General features: G+C 56.0%; 17 protein-coding genes. 14 read left to right on the top strand and 3 right to left on the bottom strand.

Annotation, left to right across the window (positions count from 1 at the left end; translation table 11 throughout):
* Nucleotides 1-20: 20 nt before the first annotated feature.
* A complete protein-coding gene (locus ABIE11_RS01820; protein WP_194514041.1) occupies nt 21-536 on the bottom strand; it encodes a phospholipase D family protein in 516 nt (171 codons plus the stop codon).
* Between the two features lie 192 nt (nt 537-728).
* Between ABIE11_RS01820 and ABIE11_RS01815 the strand changes: the two genes are divergently transcribed.
* On the top strand, nt 729-1,916 hold the full coding sequence (locus ABIE11_RS01815) for a serine hydrolase domain-containing protein (RefSeq protein WP_429183724.1): 1,188 nt from the start codon (nt 729-731) through the stop codon (nt 1,914-1,916).
* Between the two features lie 9 nt (nt 1,917-1,925).
* Here the strand turns inward: ABIE11_RS01815 and ABIE11_RS01810 are convergent, their stop codons facing one another.
* Entirely contained in the window at nt 1,926-2,954 is a 1,029-nt protein-coding gene (locus tag ABIE11_RS01810) for a Mal regulon transcriptional regulator MalI (protein WP_100780374.1), read from the bottom strand.
* A 179-nt stretch (nt 2,955-3,133) separates the two neighbouring features.
* On the opposite strand from ABIE11_RS01810, the gene malX reads away from it, so the two are divergent.
* The 3 genes from malX to add all read left to right on the top strand — a co-directional run bounded on the left by malX (nt 3,134) and on the right by add (nt 7,044).
* Complete coding sequence (malX, locus tag ABIE11_RS01805) at nt 3,134-4,726, top strand: maltose/glucose-specific PTS transporter subunit IIBC (RefSeq protein ID WP_429183722.1); 1,593 nt, start codon at nt 3,134-3,136, stop codon at nt 4,724-4,726.
* A gap of 50 nt (nt 4,727-4,776) precedes the next feature.
* Nucleotides 4,777-5,949, top strand: a complete 1,173-nt coding sequence (locus ABIE11_RS01800; RefSeq protein WP_429183720.1) for a MalY/PatB family protein — start codon at nt 4,777-4,779, stop codon at nt 5,947-5,949.
* Nucleotides 5,950-6,045: 96 nt separating this feature from the next.
* Nucleotides 6,046-7,044: an adenosine deaminase gene (add, locus tag ABIE11_RS01795; protein WP_429183718.1), complete on the top strand. Its 999-nt coding sequence runs from the start codon at nt 6,046-6,048 to the stop codon at nt 7,042-7,044.
* A gap of 36 nt (nt 7,045-7,080) precedes the next feature.
* Here the strand turns inward: add and ABIE11_RS01790 are convergent, their stop codons facing one another.
* Nucleotides 7,081-8,121 carry an oxidoreductase gene (locus ABIE11_RS01790; protein WP_429183716.1) on the bottom strand — a complete coding sequence of 347 codons (1,041 nt, stop codon included), beginning with the start codon at nt 8,119-8,121 and terminating at the stop codon, nt 7,081-7,083.
* A gap of 245 nt (nt 8,122-8,366) precedes the next feature.
* Between ABIE11_RS01790 and blr the strand changes: the two genes are divergently transcribed.
* The 10 genes from blr to nth all read left to right on the top strand — a co-directional run bounded on the left by blr (nt 8,367) and on the right by nth (nt 15,811).
* Nucleotides 8,367-8,492 carry a division septum protein Blr gene (gene blr / locus ABIE11_RS01785; RefSeq protein ID WP_181827939.1) on the top strand — a complete coding sequence of 42 codons (126 nt, stop codon included), beginning with the start codon at nt 8,367-8,369 and terminating at the stop codon, nt 8,490-8,492.
* Between the two features lie 228 nt (nt 8,493-8,720).
* Entirely contained in the window at nt 8,721-8,936 is a 216-nt protein-coding gene (gene ydgT, locus ABIE11_RS01780; RefSeq protein ID WP_064325909.1) for a transcription modulator YdgT, read from the top strand.
* A gap of 86 nt (nt 8,937-9,022) precedes the next feature.
* Nucleotides 9,023-9,463 carry a DUF2569 domain-containing protein gene (locus ABIE11_RS01775; protein ID WP_100780380.1) on the top strand — a complete coding sequence of 147 codons (441 nt, stop codon included), beginning with the start codon at nt 9,023-9,025 and terminating at the stop codon, nt 9,461-9,463.
* A gap of 76 nt (nt 9,464-9,539) precedes the next feature.
* Nucleotides 9,540-10,121 carry an electron transport complex subunit RsxA gene (gene rsxA, locus ABIE11_RS01770; protein WP_100780381.1) on the top strand — a complete coding sequence of 194 codons (582 nt, stop codon included), beginning with the start codon at nt 9,540-9,542 and terminating at the stop codon, nt 10,119-10,121.
* Nucleotides 10,121-10,696: an electron transport complex subunit RsxB gene (rsxB, locus tag ABIE11_RS01765; RefSeq protein WP_100780382.1), complete on the top strand. Its 576-nt coding sequence runs from the start codon at nt 10,121-10,123 to the stop codon at nt 10,694-10,696. The genes rsxA and rsxB overlap by 1 nt, the downstream gene beginning before the upstream one ends.
* Nucleotides 10,689-12,806: an electron transport complex subunit RsxC gene (gene rsxC / locus ABIE11_RS01760; protein ID WP_429183713.1), complete on the top strand. Its 2,118-nt coding sequence runs from the start codon at nt 10,689-10,691 to the stop codon at nt 12,804-12,806. Before rsxB ends, rsxC begins: the two co-directional genes overlap by 8 nt.
* On the top strand, nt 12,807-13,859 hold the full coding sequence (gene rsxD / locus ABIE11_RS01755) for an electron transport complex subunit RsxD (RefSeq protein WP_429183711.1): 1,053 nt from the start codon (nt 12,807-12,809) through the stop codon (nt 13,857-13,859).
* 10 nt (nt 13,860-13,869) lie between these two features.
* Nucleotides 13,870-14,490 carry an electron transport complex subunit RsxG gene (rsxG, locus tag ABIE11_RS01750; RefSeq protein WP_429183709.1) on the top strand — a complete coding sequence of 207 codons (621 nt, stop codon included), beginning with the start codon at nt 13,870-13,872 and terminating at the stop codon, nt 14,488-14,490.
* A gap of 2 nt (nt 14,491-14,492) precedes the next feature.
* The gene (locus ABIE11_RS01745; RefSeq protein ID WP_100780386.1) at nt 14,493-15,179 is read left to right on the top strand and encodes an electron transport complex subunit E; all 687 of its coding nucleotides are present in this window, start codon (nt 14,493-14,495) and stop codon (nt 15,177-15,179) included.
* Nucleotides 15,176-15,811: an endonuclease III gene (gene nth / locus ABIE11_RS01740; protein ID WP_107703691.1), complete on the top strand. Its 636-nt coding sequence runs from the start codon at nt 15,176-15,178 to the stop codon at nt 15,809-15,811. The genes ABIE11_RS01745 and nth overlap by 4 nt, the downstream gene beginning before the upstream one ends.
* Nucleotides 15,812-16,360: the final 549 nt, after the last annotated feature.

The following is a 16,360-nucleotide window of genomic DNA, read 5'->3' as shown; positions in this document are numbered from 1 at the left end:
CGCTGTGCCACCCGGCAGTTTTACGCAGAGAAATCCACCCCTTGCTGCCAGCGGTTTTCCCAGTGCGCAAGATACTCCGCCACCAGATCCGGCGCGTTGTGAATCACAATTACGTTTTCCGAATTCTTAGACTCCGCCGTTTTGGCAAAGTTAAATGACCCGGTTTCGACCGTACTCCCGTCTACAATAATCACTTTATCGTGTTGAATACGGTAGTGATTATCCGTTCTGAGCTTAACGCCGTTGTGTGCCACATAGCGCATCGCCTGCAGGCTTTTGCCGCTGACATTGCCGTTCTGATCTATCACGATTTGCACATCGACGCCGCGCTTCTGCGCCGCCACCAGCGCGTTCATGATATCCGGGGCGCTAAACGAAAAGGCCATCATGCGGATCGATTTTGTCGCGTCATTGATGGTTTTGAGCACCAGCTCCTGGGCGCCCCCTTCCGGTGAAAAACCGACTTCTATATTGCTGGCGGCAAAGGAGATGGCGGGAACAAAGGCTAAAGCGAGCAGGGTTTTACAGAGTTGCATGGCGGTAATCGTTTTACAGAACTTAACAGGAGCGCAGAATATGCCTCGTAAGGCGGGCAAGGCTCTTGATCTGGATCACCGCCTCCTGATGCCCTCTGCCTAAAAGCGTGAAAAACAGGCGCCTGCCGGGCCGCATTTTTGTATACTGCGCGCTCTATTTTTCCTGGACGGCGGCACAGACAGCTTTTAAGAATGAACATTAAAACACCATTACTGCTTTTGTCCCTGTTGGTGTTAGCTGGCTGTGGAAACAGTACGTTATCGCAAATGGATATGCCGGAACAAAAGAGTACCCGCGTTGTGGTCGGATACTACGGTCGCGGGATCGACCCGATGATCCAGCAGTACATGCAAGAAAAAGAGGTGACCGGGATGATCGTCGCCATTATTCAGCATAACGGCCCCACCGAATTTCACAGCTACGGCGTAACCGACGCAAAAAACCAGTACCCCGTCACCCCGGATACCCTCTTTGCACTCGGCTCACTGAGCAAAGGTGTCACCGCCGAAGTCACGACCCTGCTGGTCAATGAGGGCAAACTCCGCTGGACGGATACGCTCGCGACCTTACTGCCTGACGGCACACCCTTAAGTGCTGACGCGCAAAACATCACCCTTTTGCAGCTAGTCACTCACACCTCTGGCTTACCGCGCCAGCCGATGGATCTGTTGACTCTCGAAAATCTTGTGCGCTATTTCATTACCGGCGAGAACTTCTATTCAGAACTCGACAGCGATAACGTACTCAATTACCTGCGCGATTTCTCTGCGCCTGACTCACACGAACCGCAGTATTCAAACATCGGCTATGCCCTCCTCGGCTATATTCTGCACAGAAAGACGGGGGAATCGATCGAAGCCCTGGCCCAGCGGCTGATTTTTCAGCCACTCGACATGCAAAACTCCAGCTATACGCCGGAAATACTGGCGTCATACCCGAGGCGTGCGCTCGGCCACGCAGGAGATCAACCTAAATTTATACGCCGTGGCGAACTGACGCCGGACTGGCATTTTCAGCACAACATGACCGCAGCGGCAAGCCTCTACAGTAGCGCTCGCGATCTGGCGGCCTACGCCCGGGCGCACATCAGCGCGACGCAGGATAAGGCGATCAACCAGGCTTTCATGGACGTCACCCGTACTTACTATTATCGGCACAAAGAGGCCGCCAATATCGCGTGGGTGAGTGATGAGACGGACGGCCAGAAAATGACCTATCAGGTGGGGTATATTGGCGGGTATTCCAGTTACATTGGCTTTGATAAACAGAATCAAAATGCGGTGATTGTGCTGCAAAACAGTTTCAACTGGAGTAATTACATCGGCCAGACGATTTTGACTCATCTGGCGAAAAAGCCGCAAAACCGTGCGGCACGTTGATTCACATCGTTATTTCGTCGTTACCAGTCGCGCCGACACGATTTGATGCCCGGCCTGGACGTCTGATTTCTCAATTCGCTGCATCATGCGGTCTGCCAGGGTGTAACCCATCTCGCGCGCGGGCGTTGTCGCCCAGACAATAGGCAGATCGTCCAGCGCGTTTTCCCCGACATCCGCAAAAGCACCCAGCGCCACCTGTTGGTCGAAGAAGGTCTCTACGCCACCCTCACCGCTCTGACGTCCGGCGCGGAGCAGGCCAAACCAGGCCCCCATGGCGATAATATCGTTGTAACAGATCACCGCGCTGATGGTGGGATTACTGCGCAGCAGCGCGCCCATCGCCTCGGCGGCTTTTTTCTGGCTCGATTCGCACTCAACCACCCATTCGCTGTGGAACGGCAGACCGTATTTGATCAGCGTCGAGCAGTAACCACCCACGCGTTCGGCGCGCGTAAGGGACGAACTCTTGCCGCCCAGCCAGGCGATGCGCTGATGCCCGCGACGAATCAGATGCTCGGTCAACATTTGTGCGGCCTGCATGTTATCGGGACGCAGGGTATCGGCTTCATCGAGATAGCTGGCACGTGAGGCAAACACCAGCGGAACGCCCTTCTGTGCCGCGCGCTCGCACAGCTCGCTCCCCACGCCAGACGCCCCCGCGATAATCACGCCGTCCACGCCCTGCGTCAGCAGCATATCCAGCCGGGAGAGCAGTTGATCCGCTTCGCGCCCGCCGTGGAGTAAAAAGACCATCCGCCCCTGCGCTTCCAGCGCTTCCGTTAGCCCGGCGGTGAGTTCTGCATAAAACGGCGACGTCAGATCGCGCACGATCAAGCCAATCACGCCGCTCTGCCCGCCGCGCAGAGACGCTGCCTGGCGATTACGCACAAACCCCAGTTGCTCAACCGCCTCGTTCACACGCTGGCCCGTCGCGGGAGAAATGCGCCCTTTTCCGCTTAAGACCAGCGAAACGGTGCTGACCGATACCCCGGCAGCCAGCGCAACATCATTGATGGTGATCTTCTTCGCAACAGACATGTGAACGCGCAACTCCCTGATGTGCAGTCAGATAAAACGTTTTATCAATAGGTTCTATTTATACTGCTAATTAAAGCATGAGAATGTGATTCAGCGCGCACTAAAGTTTGGTAAAACGTTTTATCTTCTCGCCACAGTGAAAACAGATAAAACCCTTTTAACCATCAAGGAGTCGTTTTATGACGGCGAAAGCAGCACAAAAAATATCGCTGTGGGAGTTTTTCCAGCAACTGGGTAAAACCTTTATGTTGCCGGTGGCTCTGCTCTCTTTTTGCGGGATCATGCTCGGGATCGGCAGCTCACTCAGCAGCCATGATGTCATTACCCTGATCCCCTTCCTCGGCAACCCGGTGCTGCAGGCGATCTTCATCTGGATGAGTAAAGTCGGCTCCTTTGCCTTTAGCTTCCTGCCCGTCATGTTCTGTATCGCTATCCCGCTGGGGCTGGCGCGCGAGAACAAAGGCGTGGCGGCGTTTGCCGGTTTTGTCGGCTACGCGGTGATGAACCTGGCGGTGAATTTCTGGCTGACCGCGAAAGGCATTCTGCCCACCACCGACGCGGCAGTGCTGAAAGCGAACAACATTCAGAGCTTGCTGGGTATTCAGTCGATCGACACCGGGATCCTCGGTGCGGTTATTGCCGGTGTGATTATCTGGATGCTGCACGAGCGCTTCCACAATATCCGTCTGCCGGACGCCCTGGCCTTCTTCGGCGGTACCCGCTTTGTGCCGATTGTCACCCTGGTGGTCATGGGTCTGTTTGGTCTGGTGATCCCATTGATCTGGCCGGTCTTCGCGATGGGGATTACGGCGATTGGCCGCATCATCAACAGCGCAGGCGATTTCGGCCCGATGATTTTCGGTACCGGTGAACGTCTGTTGCTGCCGTTCGGTTTACAGCACATTCTGGTCGCGCTGATTCGCTTTACCGAAGCGGGCGGCACGATGGACGTGTGCGGCCACGACGTGAGTGGCGCGCTGACTATCTTCCAGGCTCAGCTGAGCTGCCCGACCACCCACGGCTTCTCTGAAAGTGCGACCCGCTTCCTGTCTCAGGGTAAAATGCCGGCCTTCCTGGGCGGCCTGCCGGGTGCGGCGCTGGCAATGTACCACTGCGCACGTCCTGAAAACCGTCATAAAATTAAAGGCCTGCTGATCTCCGGCGTCATCGCCTGCGTGGTAGGCGGAACGACTGAGCCAATCGAGTTCCTGTTCCTGTTCGTTGCACCGGTGCTGTATCTCATCCACGCCGTGCTGACCGGTCTGGGCTTCACCGTGATGGCGGTGCTGGGTGTGACCATCGGTAACACCGACGGCAACGTGATTGACTTCGTGGTGTTTGGCATCCTGCACGGTCTGTCGACCAAGTGGTATCTGGTGCCGGTTGTGGCGGCTATCTGGTTTGCGGTTTACTACGGTATCTTCCGCTTCGCCATCACCCGCTTTAATCTGAAAACACCGGGCCGCGATACCGATACCGCCAGCAGCGTGGAACAAGCCGTTGTGGGTACCGTCGGTAAATCCGGCTACAACACGCCAGCGATTCTGGCGGCACTGGGCGGCGCGGATAACATCACGTCTCTCGATAACTGCATCACCCGCCTGCGTCTGTCGGTGAACGATATGTCGAAGGTGGATACCAACGCCCTGAAGGCCAACCGGGCCATCGGCGTGGTACAGTTAAATCAGCATAATTTGCAGGTGGTGATTGGGCCGCAGGTCCAGTCGGTTAAAGATGAGCTATCGACGCTGATGCGTACGGTAGAAGCCTGACACCTCACCCCCTTCTGGCGAAGGGGGTTTTGACTTTAAGGACGAGCGCTATGTTTGATTTTTCAACCGTCGTCGATCGCCACGGGACCTGGTGTACCCAATGGGATTACGTCGCCGACCGTTTCGGTGCCGACGATCTGCTGCCCTTTACCATTTCCGATATGGATTTTGCCACCGCACCGTGCATCATCGACGCACTGAATCAGCGCATCAGTCATGGCGTGTTTGGCTACAGCCGCTGGAAAAATGACGAATTTCTCGCCGCCGTTGCGCACTGGTTCCAGCAGCGTTTTCACAGCCAGATTGATACGAACACCCTGGTGTACGGTCCGTCGGTCATTTATATGGTTTCCGAGCTGATCCGCGTGTGGTCTAAACCCGGCGACGGCATCGTGGTGCATACCCCCGCCTATGATGCGTTTTACAACGCCATCCAGGGCAACGATCGCAACGTCGTTCCGGTCGCTATGCAAAAAAACACAGCCGGCTGGGAGTGCGATATGGCCAGCCTGGAAGCCGCGCTGGCGAAACCGGAAAACACGATTTTATTGCTGTGCAGCCCGCAAAATCCGACCGGTAAAGTCTGGACGCACGACGAGCTGAACACCATGGCCGAGCTGTGCGCGCGCTACGATGTGGCGGTGATCAGCGACGAAATCCACATGGATATGGTGTGGAGCGACCACCAGCATACGCCGTGGAACGAGGTGGCGCGCAGCAAATGGGCGCTGCTAACGTCAGGCTCCAAGAGCTTTAATATTCCGGCGCTTACCGGGGCATACGGGCTGATCGGCGACGATGAAAGTCGCGCACGCTATCTTAACGCCCTTAAGGGCCGCGACGGGCTTTCATCTCCGTCCGTGCTGGCACTGACGGCGCATATCGCCGCCTATCAGCAGGGCGAGCCGTGGCTGGATGCCCTTCGCGCGTATCTGGAGGCAAATTTGCGCTATGTGGCTGAGCAACTCAACGCTGCATTCCCGCAGCTGAACTGGCAGCCGCCGGAAGCGACCTATCTGGCATGGATTGATTTGAGCGCGCTCGGTATCGACGACAAAGCGCTGCAGAACGTACTCATTGAGCAGCAAAAAGTCGCGATCATGCCAGGTTACACGTACGGCGTGGAGGGTAACGGGTATGTGCGACTGAATGCCGGATGTCCACGCAGTAAACTGGAACAGGGCGTTGAGCGGCTGATTGCGGGGATTCATTCTCTGCTGTAACAGATTGCGCAATGGAATATTCCATTGCGCAAATAGCTTTTTACCCGCAAATGTTTTTATAATGTGGCGCACTTTAACCAGAAAATGAGTGCGACCATGATTGATACCCGCCTTCCCCTTACCGATATTCACCGTCACCTTGATGGCAACATTCGTGCCCAAACCATTCTCGATCTTGGCCGCCAGTTTAATTTGTCCCTGCCCGCTCAAACTATTGAGACACTTATTCCCCACGTCCAGGTCACAGCGAACGAGCCGGATCTGGTGAGCTTCCTTAGCAAACTGGACTGGGGCGTGAGAGTGCTGGCGTCGTTGGATGCCTGCCGTCGCGTGGCGTTCGAAAATATCGAAGATGCGGCGCGCAATGGCCTGCATTATGTCGAACTGCGTTTTTCCCCAGGCTATATGGCGATGACCCACAATCTGCCCGTCGACGGCGTGGTGGAAGCGGTTATCGCAGGCGTGCGCGAAGGCTGTAAGGCGTTTAACGTACAAGCGAATCTGATTGGCATTATGAGCCGTACCTTCGGTGAAGCGGCCTGTCTGCAGGAGCTGGAGGCGCTGCTGGCCCATCGCGATCAGATCACCGCCGTCGATCTGGCGGGTGATGAACTTGGCTTCCCCGGCAGCCTGTTCCTCTCTCATTTCAACCGTGCGCGCGACGCGGGCTGGCATGTTACCGTTCATGCGGGCGAAGCGGCCGGTCCGGAAAGCATCTGGCAGGCAATTCGTGAGCTGGGTGCCGAGCGTATCGGCCACGGTGTGAAAGCTGTTGAAGACCGGGCGCTGATGGATTTCCTGGTCGAGCAGCGCATCGGCATCGAATCCTGTCTGACGTCTAACATTCAGACCAGCACCGTTGCTTCGCTGGCGCAGCATCCGCTGAAGACGTTCCTCGCGCACGGCGTGCTGGCAACGCTTAACACCGACGATCCGGCAGTTCAGGGGGTCGATATTATCCATGAGTATAATGTTGCCGCGCCGCAGGCGGGACTGAGCCGCGAAGAGATTCGTCAGGCGCAGATCAACGGCCTGGAAATTGCGTTCTTGAGCGCGGCTGAAAAACAGGCCCTGCGCGATAAAGTCGCAGGCTAAGAAGTAAAAGGCCGGCAAATTTGCCGGCCTTTTTTATTACGCCAGACAGAGCGTCGAGCGGTGTTTCGCTGATTCGATGCCCAGCTCAATCAGTTCCATAATCTGAATCGCCTGGCTCGCCGGAACCGGGTTTTCACCCGTGCCGTTCAGGGCATCGCGGATCGCCGCATAGTAGGCCGGATAGTTCCCCGGCAGAGTCAGCCAGGTTTCCTGCACCTGCTCCTCCCCTTCGACACGCGTTAACACGCCGTCACGCATATCGTAGCCCCAGTCTTCCTGCGGCAGGCGTTCGCCGTTTTTCAGACGGTCTTCCTGCGGATCCAGACCAAACTTCACGTAGCTCCCGCGCGTGCCGTGCACGATATAGCGCGCAGATTCGGCCGCCGCCAGCATGGTACCGTGCAGCACCACACGACGCTGCGGATAGGTCAAAATCGCGTGGAAATAGTCCGTGGCCTGTGCGCCCGGGCGCAGCTGCGCCAGATCGACCGTCATGCTGACCGGCAGACCAAACAGATTCACCGCCTGATCCAGCAGATGCGGGGCCAGATCGTACCAGATACCGCTGCCCGGACCGGCCTGCTCGCGCCAGCGGTTACGTACCTGTGGGCGGAAACGATCGAAATGGGATTCGAAGTACGCCACTTCACCCAGCGTCCCTTCGTTCATCAGCGCCTTAAGTGTGAGGAAATCACTGTCCCAGCGACGGTTGTGGAACACCGACAGCAGACGTCCCAGACTTTTTGCCAGCACATCCAGCTCACGTGCCTGAGACAGCGTCACGGTAAAGGGCTTATCCACCACCACATGCTTACCCGCTTCCAGCGCCGCTTTCGCCAGCGGGAAGTGGGTGTCGTTTGGCGTGGGGATCACGATTAAATCGATATTCGGATCGTTAAACAGGTGCTTAGGTTCAGACACTACCGGAACCGCAGGCCAGTCAGCATGCACTTTCGACGCATCGCTGCTTGAAACCGCCGCCAGCTCCATTCCAGGCGTACCGGCAATCAGCGGTGCGTGAAACGTCTTGCTCGCATAACCATAACCAATTAATCCGACGCGGATTTTGTCACTCATGTCGTTGCCTCTCGTCTTGTCTTTCACTCATTTCACACTATCAACAAGCCTGTCACAACCGTTTTGTAATGGATTACAAAAAGTAAAACAGCACGACTGACCAGCGGTCTTTGTTACAATTATATAACCTGCTGAATTCATACATAGAAACCGTTCCCAAAGGACTTGCGATAGCGGAAATCGCGCTGTAACATTCTCAATCTGTATTTATGGATAAATCACAAACAAGAATCATGACGTCAATTATCAATCGAATCGTTGAATTAGCAGGATGGGTTGTCCTGGGTGTTTCCGTCATTTTACTCGGCGTTGCCAGCCATATAGATAACTACCAGCCACCAGAACCGGTTGCGGCGTCTCAGACCAAATAAGTTCTGCTGGCAAAAGAGTGACATATCCTGTCAGTTGCCGGTTGCCAGCCACGGTCATCAGAGTTAACCTTCTTCTGCAGGCGTCGTCCGACGCCTGAAACTTTCAAAGAAAACTCCTAATTTAGTCTTAACCCTTAAGTGGGTTGTTTACGTCTTTATTTATCCGTTTATTATTCGAGCGAATTACCCTACTGATAAAATTTACTTTTAAAAATGGAAGCTTATTAAATGACAGTTCAGGATTATTTATTAAAATTTCGCAAGATCAGTTCTCTCGAGAGCCTGGAAAAACTGTTTGATCATTTGAACTACACGCTGACCGATAATCAGGACATCATCAATATGTACCGCGCTGCCGATCATCGTCGCGCAGAGCTGGTTTCCGGCGGTCGTTTGTTCAATATCGGCGAAGTCCCTAAATCAGTTTGGCGCTACGTGCTGTAAGACGGTAGCCATCGGCGCGAAATGTTATATACTCACGCCCCGGTAAATTTGCCGGGTATCATTTCGTGCAGACTGAGGGAGATAACATGACCGCATCGCCTGGAGAAAAAATCGGAGGCTGGTTACTCGCCCCACTCGCCTGGTTACTGGTGGCTTTGTTAAGCGCATCGCTTGCGCTGCTGCTGTATACAACGGCTCTCGTGACGCCGTATGCGCTTAAGAATCTGACCTCCCAGAGCACAATGAATATTGCGCTGTGGTTTATCTCCTTCGGTTTTGCCATTGCCATGTGGTATTACACCCTTTGGCTGACCATTGCGTTCTTTAAACGCCGTCAGAAAGTGCCTAAGCACTATATTATCTGGCTGCTGATCTCTGTGCTGTTGGCGATCAAGGCCTTTGCCTTTTCACCGGTTTCGGACTTACTGGCTGTGCGCCAGCTGCTGTTCCCGCTGCTGGCCGCTGCGCTCTTCGCGCCCTACTTCAGGCGTTCCGCCCGGGTCAAAAAGACCTTCGTGAACCCGTAATAACCCTACAGTTATCCTGTTGTCGCCCGTTGTGGTTTATCCGATAATAGGCGGCTTTTTTATTTCAGGCTAAATAATGACCGATTACTTACTGCTCTTTGTCGGAACTGTGCTGGTGAATAACTTCGTGCTGGTGAAGTTCCTTGGCCTGTGCCCGTTCATGGGGGTTTCCAAAAAGCTGGAAACCGCAATGGGCATGGGACTGGCAACCACCTTCGTGATGACACTGGCCTCTATTTGCGCATGGTGGATTGATACCTGGATATTGATCCCCCTCGGCCTGATCTATCTGCGCACGCTGGCGTTTATTCTCGTGATTGCCTTTGTGGTGCAGTTTACGGAAATGGTGGTGCGCAAAACCAGCCCGGCGCTCTATCGCCTGCTCGGCATTTTCCTGCCGCTGATTACCACCAATTGCGCCGTGCTCGGCGTGGCGCTGCTCAACATCAACCTTGGGCATAATTTCCTGCAATCGGCCCTGTACGGTTTCTCCGCGGCGGTCGGTTTCTCGCTGGTCATGGTGCTGTTTGCCTCTATTCGTGAACGCATGGCCGCAGCCGATATTCCGGCGCCTTTTCGCGGTAACGCCATTGCACTGGTCACCGCGGGTTTGATGTCTCTGGCCTTTATGGGCTTCAGTGGTCTGGTGAAGTTGTAATGAATGCTATCTGGATTGCCATCGCCGCCATCAGCGTGTTGGGGCTGTTTTTTGGCATTATTCTGGGTTACGCCTCGCGCCGTTTTGCGGTTGAAGGCGATCCTGTCGTCGAAAAAATCGATGACCTCCTGCCGCAAAGCCAGTGTGGGCAATGCGGCTATCCTGGCTGCCGTCCCTATGCTGAGGCGGTAGGCAACGGTGAAAAAATTAACCGCTGTGCGCCGGGTGGCGAAGCCGTGATGTTAAAAATCGCGGCGCTGCTTAACGTTGATCCGCAGCCTGTTGATGGCGACGAGAGCGCACAAGAACCTGCGCGCGTGCTGGCGGTCATCGACGAAGAAAACTGCATCGGCTGCACCAAGTGTATTCAGGCCTGCCCGGTGGACGCCATTGTTGGCGCAACCCGCGCGATGCACACCGTGATGGCGGATCTTTGTACGGGCTGCAATCTTTGTGTGGCCCCCTGCCCGACGCAATGCATCGAGCTGCGTCCGGTCGAAACGACTCCCGACAGCTGGAAGTGGGATCTTCAAACCATTCCGGTTCGTATAATTCCTGTGGAACACCATGTTTAAGTTATTTTCTGCGTTCAGAAAAGAGAAGATTTGGGATTTCGACGGCGGGATTCATCCGCCAGAGATGAAAACCCAGTCCAGCGGCACGCCGCTGCGCCAGATCCCGTTAGCAAACCGGTTCGTCATGCCGCTGAAACAGCACATCGGTGCGGAAGGCGAGCTGTGCGTGAAAGTCGGTGACAACGTGCTGCGCGGTCAGCAACTGACCTTTGGACGCGGGCGTATGCTGCCGGTCCACGCACCGACCTCCGGGAAAGTGGTGGCGATTGCCCCCCATACGGTTCCCCACCCTTCGGCACTGGCCGAATTAAGCGTCATGATCGAGCCGGACGGTGAAGACCGCTGGATCGACCGCGACGGCTGGAGCGATTACCGCGCCCAGAGCCGCGAAGCCCTGATCGAGCGCATCCACCAGTTCGGCGTGGCCGGTCTCGGCGGCGCAGGCTTCCCGACCGGCACCAAGCTGCGCGGTGGTGGCGATAAAATTCAGACCCTGATTATCAACGCCGCAGAGTGCGAGCCTTACATCACCGCTGATGACCGCCTGATGCAGGACTGCGCCGCGCAGGTCGTCGAAGGGATTCGCATCCTTGCCCATATTTTGCAGCCGCGCGAAGTGCTGATCGGCATTGAAGATAACAAACCGCAGGCGATCTCCATGCTGCGTGCGGTGCTGGCGGGCAGCCACGACATTGGCCTGCGCGTTATTCCCACTAAATACCCGTCCGGCGGCGCAAAACAGCTGACGCAAATTCTGACTGGGAAACAGGTTCCGCACGGCGGCCGCTCTTCTGACATTGGCGTGCTGATGCAGAACGTCGGTACGGCTTACGCGGTGAAACGCGCGGTGATCGACGGGGAACCGTTGACCGAACGCGTAGTGACGCTCACCGGCGAGTCCGTTTCGCAGCCGGGTAACGTCTGGGCGCGGCTGGGTACGCCGGTGCGCCATTTGCTGGAGCAGGCCGGGTTCTGTCCGGGCAGCGATCAAATGGTCATCATGGGCGGGCCGCTGATGGGCTTTACCCTGCCCTGGCTGGACGTTCCGGTCGTCAAAATCACCAACTGTCTGCTGGCCCCTTCCGCAAGCGAGATGGGCGAAGAGCAGGAAGAAAAAGGCTGTATCCGCTGTAGCGCCTGCGCCGACGCTTGTCCGGCCGATCTGCTGCCGCAGCAGTTGTACTGGTTCAGCAAAGGCCAGCTGCACGATAAAGCCACAGCCCACAATCTGGCCGACTGCATTGAGTGCGGGGCCTGCGCCTGGGTCTGCCCAAGCAGCATTCCGCTGGTGCAGTATTTCCGTCAGGAAAAAGCCGAGATCTACGCCATTTCGCTGGAAGACAAACGTGCCGCCGAAGCCAAAGCCCGCTTTGAAGCGCGTCAGGCGCGTCTTGAGCGTGAGAAACTGGCGCGTCAGGAACGTCATAAAAAGGCTGCCGTTCAGCCAGCCGAAAAAGATCAGGATGCCATTAACGCCGCGCTGGCGCGGGTGCGTGAGAAGAAAGCCTCTGCCGCACAGCCGGTGATCATTCCGGCCGGTGAAAAACCAGACAACAGCGAAGCCATCGCCGCACGTGAAGCGCGCAAAGCGCAGGCCCGCGCCCGTCAGGCAGAAAAAGCCCAGGACGCACAGCCGAACGCTGAGAACGATCCGCGTAAAGCAGCGGTTGAAGCGGCGATTGCCCGCGCCAAAGCGCGTAAAGCGGAGCAACAGGACAAGAGCGTCGAGCAGGAACCGCCTGTCGATCCGCGCAAAGCCGCCGTTGAGGCCGCCATCGCTCGTGCGAAAGCACGTAAAGCGGAACAACAGGAAAAGAGCGTCGAGCAGGAACCGCCTGTCGATCCGCGCAAAGCCGCCGTTGAGGCCGCCATTGCTCGCGCCAAAGCGCGTAAAGCGGAGCAACAGGAAAAGAGCGTCGAGCAGGAAACCCCTGTCGATCCGCGCAAAGCGGCCGTTGAAGCCGCCATTGCTCGCGCCAAAGCGCGTAAAGCGGCCCAGCAGGACCCCGAACCCGCCGCCAATGACGACCCACGCAAAGCCGCAGTCGCCGCCGCGATTGCACGCGTTCAGGCTAAGAAAGCCGCACAGCAGGCAGTAAACGAGGATTAAATGGTTTTCAGAATCGCAAGTTCCCCTTACACCCATAACCAGCGCCAGACGTCGCGCATTATGATGCTGGTCTGCCTGGCAGCCTTACCGGGCATTGCCGTGCAGTTCTGTTTTTTTGGCTGGGGGACGCTGTTTCAGATTGTCCTCGGCTGCGTCAGTGCGCTGGCCGCCGAAGCGCTGGTGCTTAAGCTTCGAAAAATGCCTGTTCCCCGCATTCTAGCCGATAACTCAGCCCTGCTGACGGGCCTGTTACTGGCGATCAGTATTCCGCCGTTTTCCCCCTGGTGGATGGTGGTACTGGGTACCGTTTTCGCGGTCATTATTGCCAAACAGCTGTACGGCGGCCTGGGGCATAACCCGTTTAACCCGGCGATGATCGGCTATGTGGTCTTGCTGATCTCCTTCCCGGTGCAGATGACCAGCTGGCTGCCGCCGCACGAGATTGCCGCAACGGTACCGGGATTTATGGATGCGCTTCAGGTGATCTTCACCGGCCACACGGCAACGGGTGGCGACATGACCACCCTGCGTATGGGCGTGGATGGTATCAGCCAGGCGACGCCGCTCGACACCTTTAAAACGTCGTTGCATGCCGGTCACAGCGTTGAGCAGATCATGGCGTACCCAATCTACAGCGGCATGCTGGCGGGCGCTGGCTGGCAGTGGGTTAATATCGCCTATCTGTTGGGCGGCGTGTTCCTGCTGTGGAAGAAGACGATTCGCTGGCACATTCCGGTGAGCTTCCTGGTGACGCTGACGATCTGTGCCACGCTCGGCTGGATGTTCTCGTCCGAGCCGCTGCCAAGCCCGCAGATGCATCTGCTCTCCGGCGCAACCATGCTGGGCGCCTTCTTTATTCTGACCGACCCGGTGACCGCATCGACCACCAACCGTGGACGCCTGATTTTTGGCGCGCTGGCGGGGCTGCTGGTCTGGCTGATCCGCAGTTTTGGCGGCTATCCAGATGGCGTGGCGTTCGCCGTACTGCTGGCCAATATCACGGTGCCGCTTATCGACTACTACACGCGTCCTCGCGTGTATGGCCACCGCTAAGGGATTCGCCATGCTAAAAACAATGCAAAAACACGGCGTGACGCTGGCGATCTTCGCCGCTGCCCTGACGGGGCTGACCGCGCTGGTGAATGAAATGACCAAAACGACGATTGATGAACAGGCATCGAAACAGCAAAAGGCGCTGTTCGATCAGGTGATTCCGTCAGATTTCTACGATAATGACCTGCAGAAAAGCTGCTTTATCGTGCAGGCGCCGCAGTTAGGCAAAGGTGAACACCGCGTTTTCATCGCCCGTAAAGGGGATACCGCCGTGGGTGCCGTGATGGAAGCGACCGCACCGGACGGCTACTCTGGCGCGATTCAACTGCTGGTCGGCACCGACTTCTCTGGTACGGTTCTCGGCACCCGTGTGACGCAGCACCACGAAACGCCTGGTCTGGGGGATAAAATCGAGCTTCGCCTCAGCGACTGGATTTTACATTTTGCCGGAAAAGTGATTCATGATGAGAATGACACCGCCTTTGCCGTCAAAAAAGACGGCGGTGAGTTCGACCAGTTTACCGGCGCGACCATCACGCCACGCGCCGTGGTGAATGCGGTGAAACGCGCGGGGCTGTACGCCGAAACGCTGCCTGCGCAAATCAACAATCTTCCTGCCTGTGAGGAGTAATCATGAGCCAGGTTAAAGAGGTTATTGTCCAGGGTCTCTGGAAGAACAACTCCGCGCTGGTCCAGCTGCTGGGGATGTGCCCGCTGCTGGCGGTGACATCCACTGCCACGAACGCCCTCGGCCTTGGACTGGCGACCACGCTGGTGCTGACCCTGACCAACCTGTCGATCTCCGCCCTGCGTCGCTGGACACCGTCGGAGATTCGTATTCCGATTTACGTGATGATCATCGCCTCGGTGGTGAGTATCGTGCAGATGCTGATCAACGCCTACGCGTTCGGGCTTTATCAGTCGCTGGGGATTTTTATTCCGCTGATTGTGACCAACTGTATCGTCGTGGGCCGCGCAGAAGCTTTTGCGGTGAAGAACGATCCGCTGATCTCGGCGCTGGATGGCTTTGCCATCGGCATGGGTGCCACCTGCGCGATGTTTGTGCTGGGCTCGATGCGTGAGATCCTCGGTAACGGTACCCTGTTTGACGGCGCTGACGCACTGCTGGGCGGCTGGGCGAAGGCCCTGCGTATTGAGGTCTTCCACACGGATACGCCGTTCCTGCTGGCGATGCTGCCGCCGGGCGCATTTATTGGCCTTGGTATGATGCTGGCGTTAAAATACCTCATTGATGAGAAGCGTAAACGCCGCGCCGCCGAGCGTAGCGTGCAGGAAGGACTCCCTGAGAAGGCTGTATGAATAAAGAGAAACGCATCACGATCCTGACTCGTCTGCGTGATAACGACCCGCATCCGACAACGGAGCTGAATTTCAACTCCCCTTTTGAGCTGCTCATCGCGGTGCTGCTCTCCGCCCAGGCCACCGACGTGAGCGTCAACAAAGCGACGGCGAAGCTCTACCCTGTCGCCAATACGCCGCAGGCGATGCTGGAGCTGGGCGTGGACGGCGTGAAGTCGTACATCAAAACCATTGGCCTGTTTAACAGCAAGGCCGAGAACGTGATTAAAACCTGCCGTATCCTGCTGGAACAGCACGGCGGCGAAGTGCCGGAAGACAGAGCCGCGCTGGAAGCGCTGCCTGGCGTGGGGCGTAAAACCGCCAACGTGGTGCTCAATACCGCTTTCGGCTGGCCGACCATTGCCGTCGATACGCATATTTTCCGCGTCTGTAACCGCACGAATTTCGCACCGGGTAAGAATGTTGAGCAGGTTGAAGAAAAGCTGCTGAAGGTGGTGCCGGCGGAGTTTAAGGTGGATTGCCACCACTGGCTGATCCTGCACGGACGTTATACCTGTATCGCCCGTAAACCCCGCTGCGGTTCGTGTCTTATCGAAGATTTATGCGAATATAAAGAGAAAGTGTACGCCTGAATTTCCGTCACCTGCCTCCTCTGCTCAGTATATCAATCCCTTACTAAAGGAAGGTCTAACCGTAAACCTTCCTTTTGCCCATTTATTATCCGCTTCGTTCACTTTCAGACCTCTTGATTGTTCGGTTCATTAACACCCTGGCAGGTTAATTGTTTTTTCGTCAGCGAAATTTTCTATACATCTGTGATCGCGATCACTCTGATAACGTCATGTTGGATTTTTGTATATAAAAACCCACTAAGCCCTTGCGCGAACAAGCTATGACCGATCGTTGACAACAGATTAAACCAGTTGATTTTCAGATTATGGACCATATCACTGCCACAATGACCATATAGCAGAACATATCGCCATACAGCCCTTTTTTACGGGTCTCAGCAGTGAAAAAAACCACCAATTCTCATGCTGAAAGATTTAACGCTAAATAACATTTGTCTGACCCGCGTATTATACCGCGCTGGTTATATGTAACAGAGTATTACAAACACCTTGCCAGATGGGTCAGGATAGTGAACATTACCCGCCGTTTCCCCTCCCAATATAACTATA

The organism is Lelliottia sp. 489 (assembly GCF_050435885.1).
Classification (GTDB): domain Bacteria; phylum Pseudomonadota; class Gammaproteobacteria; order Enterobacterales; family Enterobacteriaceae; genus Enterobacter; species Enterobacter nimipressuralis.
This window is presented reverse-complemented; position numbering and strand designations above follow the sequence as displayed.

Coding starts and splice junctions, on each gene's coding strand:
- ABIE11_RS01820 (WP_194514041.1), bottom strand. CDS start 536: ATGCAACTCTGTAAAACCCTGCTCGCTTTAGCCTTTGTTCCCGCCATC.
- ABIE11_RS01815 (WP_429183724.1), top strand. CDS start 729: ATGAACATTAAAACACCATTACTGCTTTTGTCCCTGTTGGTGTTAGCT.
- ABIE11_RS01810 (WP_100780374.1), bottom strand. CDS start 2,954: ATGTCTGTTGCGAAGAAGATCACCATCAATGATGTTGCGCTGGCTGCC.
- malX (WP_429183722.1), top strand. CDS start 3,134: ATGACGGCGAAAGCAGCACAAAAAATATCGCTGTGGGAGTTTTTCCAG.
- ABIE11_RS01800 (WP_429183720.1), top strand. CDS start 4,777: ATGTTTGATTTTTCAACCGTCGTCGATCGCCACGGGACCTGGTGTACC.
- add (WP_429183718.1), top strand. CDS start 6,046: ATGATTGATACCCGCCTTCCCCTTACCGATATTCACCGTCACCTTGAT.
- ABIE11_RS01790 (WP_429183716.1), bottom strand. CDS start 8,121: ATGAGTGACAAAATCCGCGTCGGATTAATTGGTTATGGTTATGCGAGC.
- ydgT (WP_064325909.1), top strand. CDS start 8,721: ATGACAGTTCAGGATTATTTATTAAAATTTCGCAAGATCAGTTCTCTC.
- ABIE11_RS01775 (WP_100780380.1), top strand. CDS start 9,023: ATGACCGCATCGCCTGGAGAAAAAATCGGAGGCTGGTTACTCGCCCCA.
- rsxA (WP_100780381.1), top strand. CDS start 9,540: ATGACCGATTACTTACTGCTCTTTGTCGGAACTGTGCTGGTGAATAAC.
- rsxB (WP_100780382.1), top strand. CDS start 10,121: ATGAATGCTATCTGGATTGCCATCGCCGCCATCAGCGTGTTGGGGCTG.
- rsxC (WP_429183713.1), top strand. CDS start 10,689: ATGTTTAAGTTATTTTCTGCGTTCAGAAAAGAGAAGATTTGGGATTTC.
- rsxD (WP_429183711.1), top strand. CDS start 12,807: ATGGTTTTCAGAATCGCAAGTTCCCCTTACACCCATAACCAGCGCCAG.
- rsxG (WP_429183709.1), top strand. CDS start 13,870: ATGCTAAAAACAATGCAAAAACACGGCGTGACGCTGGCGATCTTCGCC.
- ABIE11_RS01745 (WP_100780386.1), top strand. CDS start 14,493: ATGAGCCAGGTTAAAGAGGTTATTGTCCAGGGTCTCTGGAAGAACAAC.
- nth (WP_107703691.1), top strand. CDS start 15,176: ATGAATAAAGAGAAACGCATCACGATCCTGACTCGTCTGCGTGATAAC.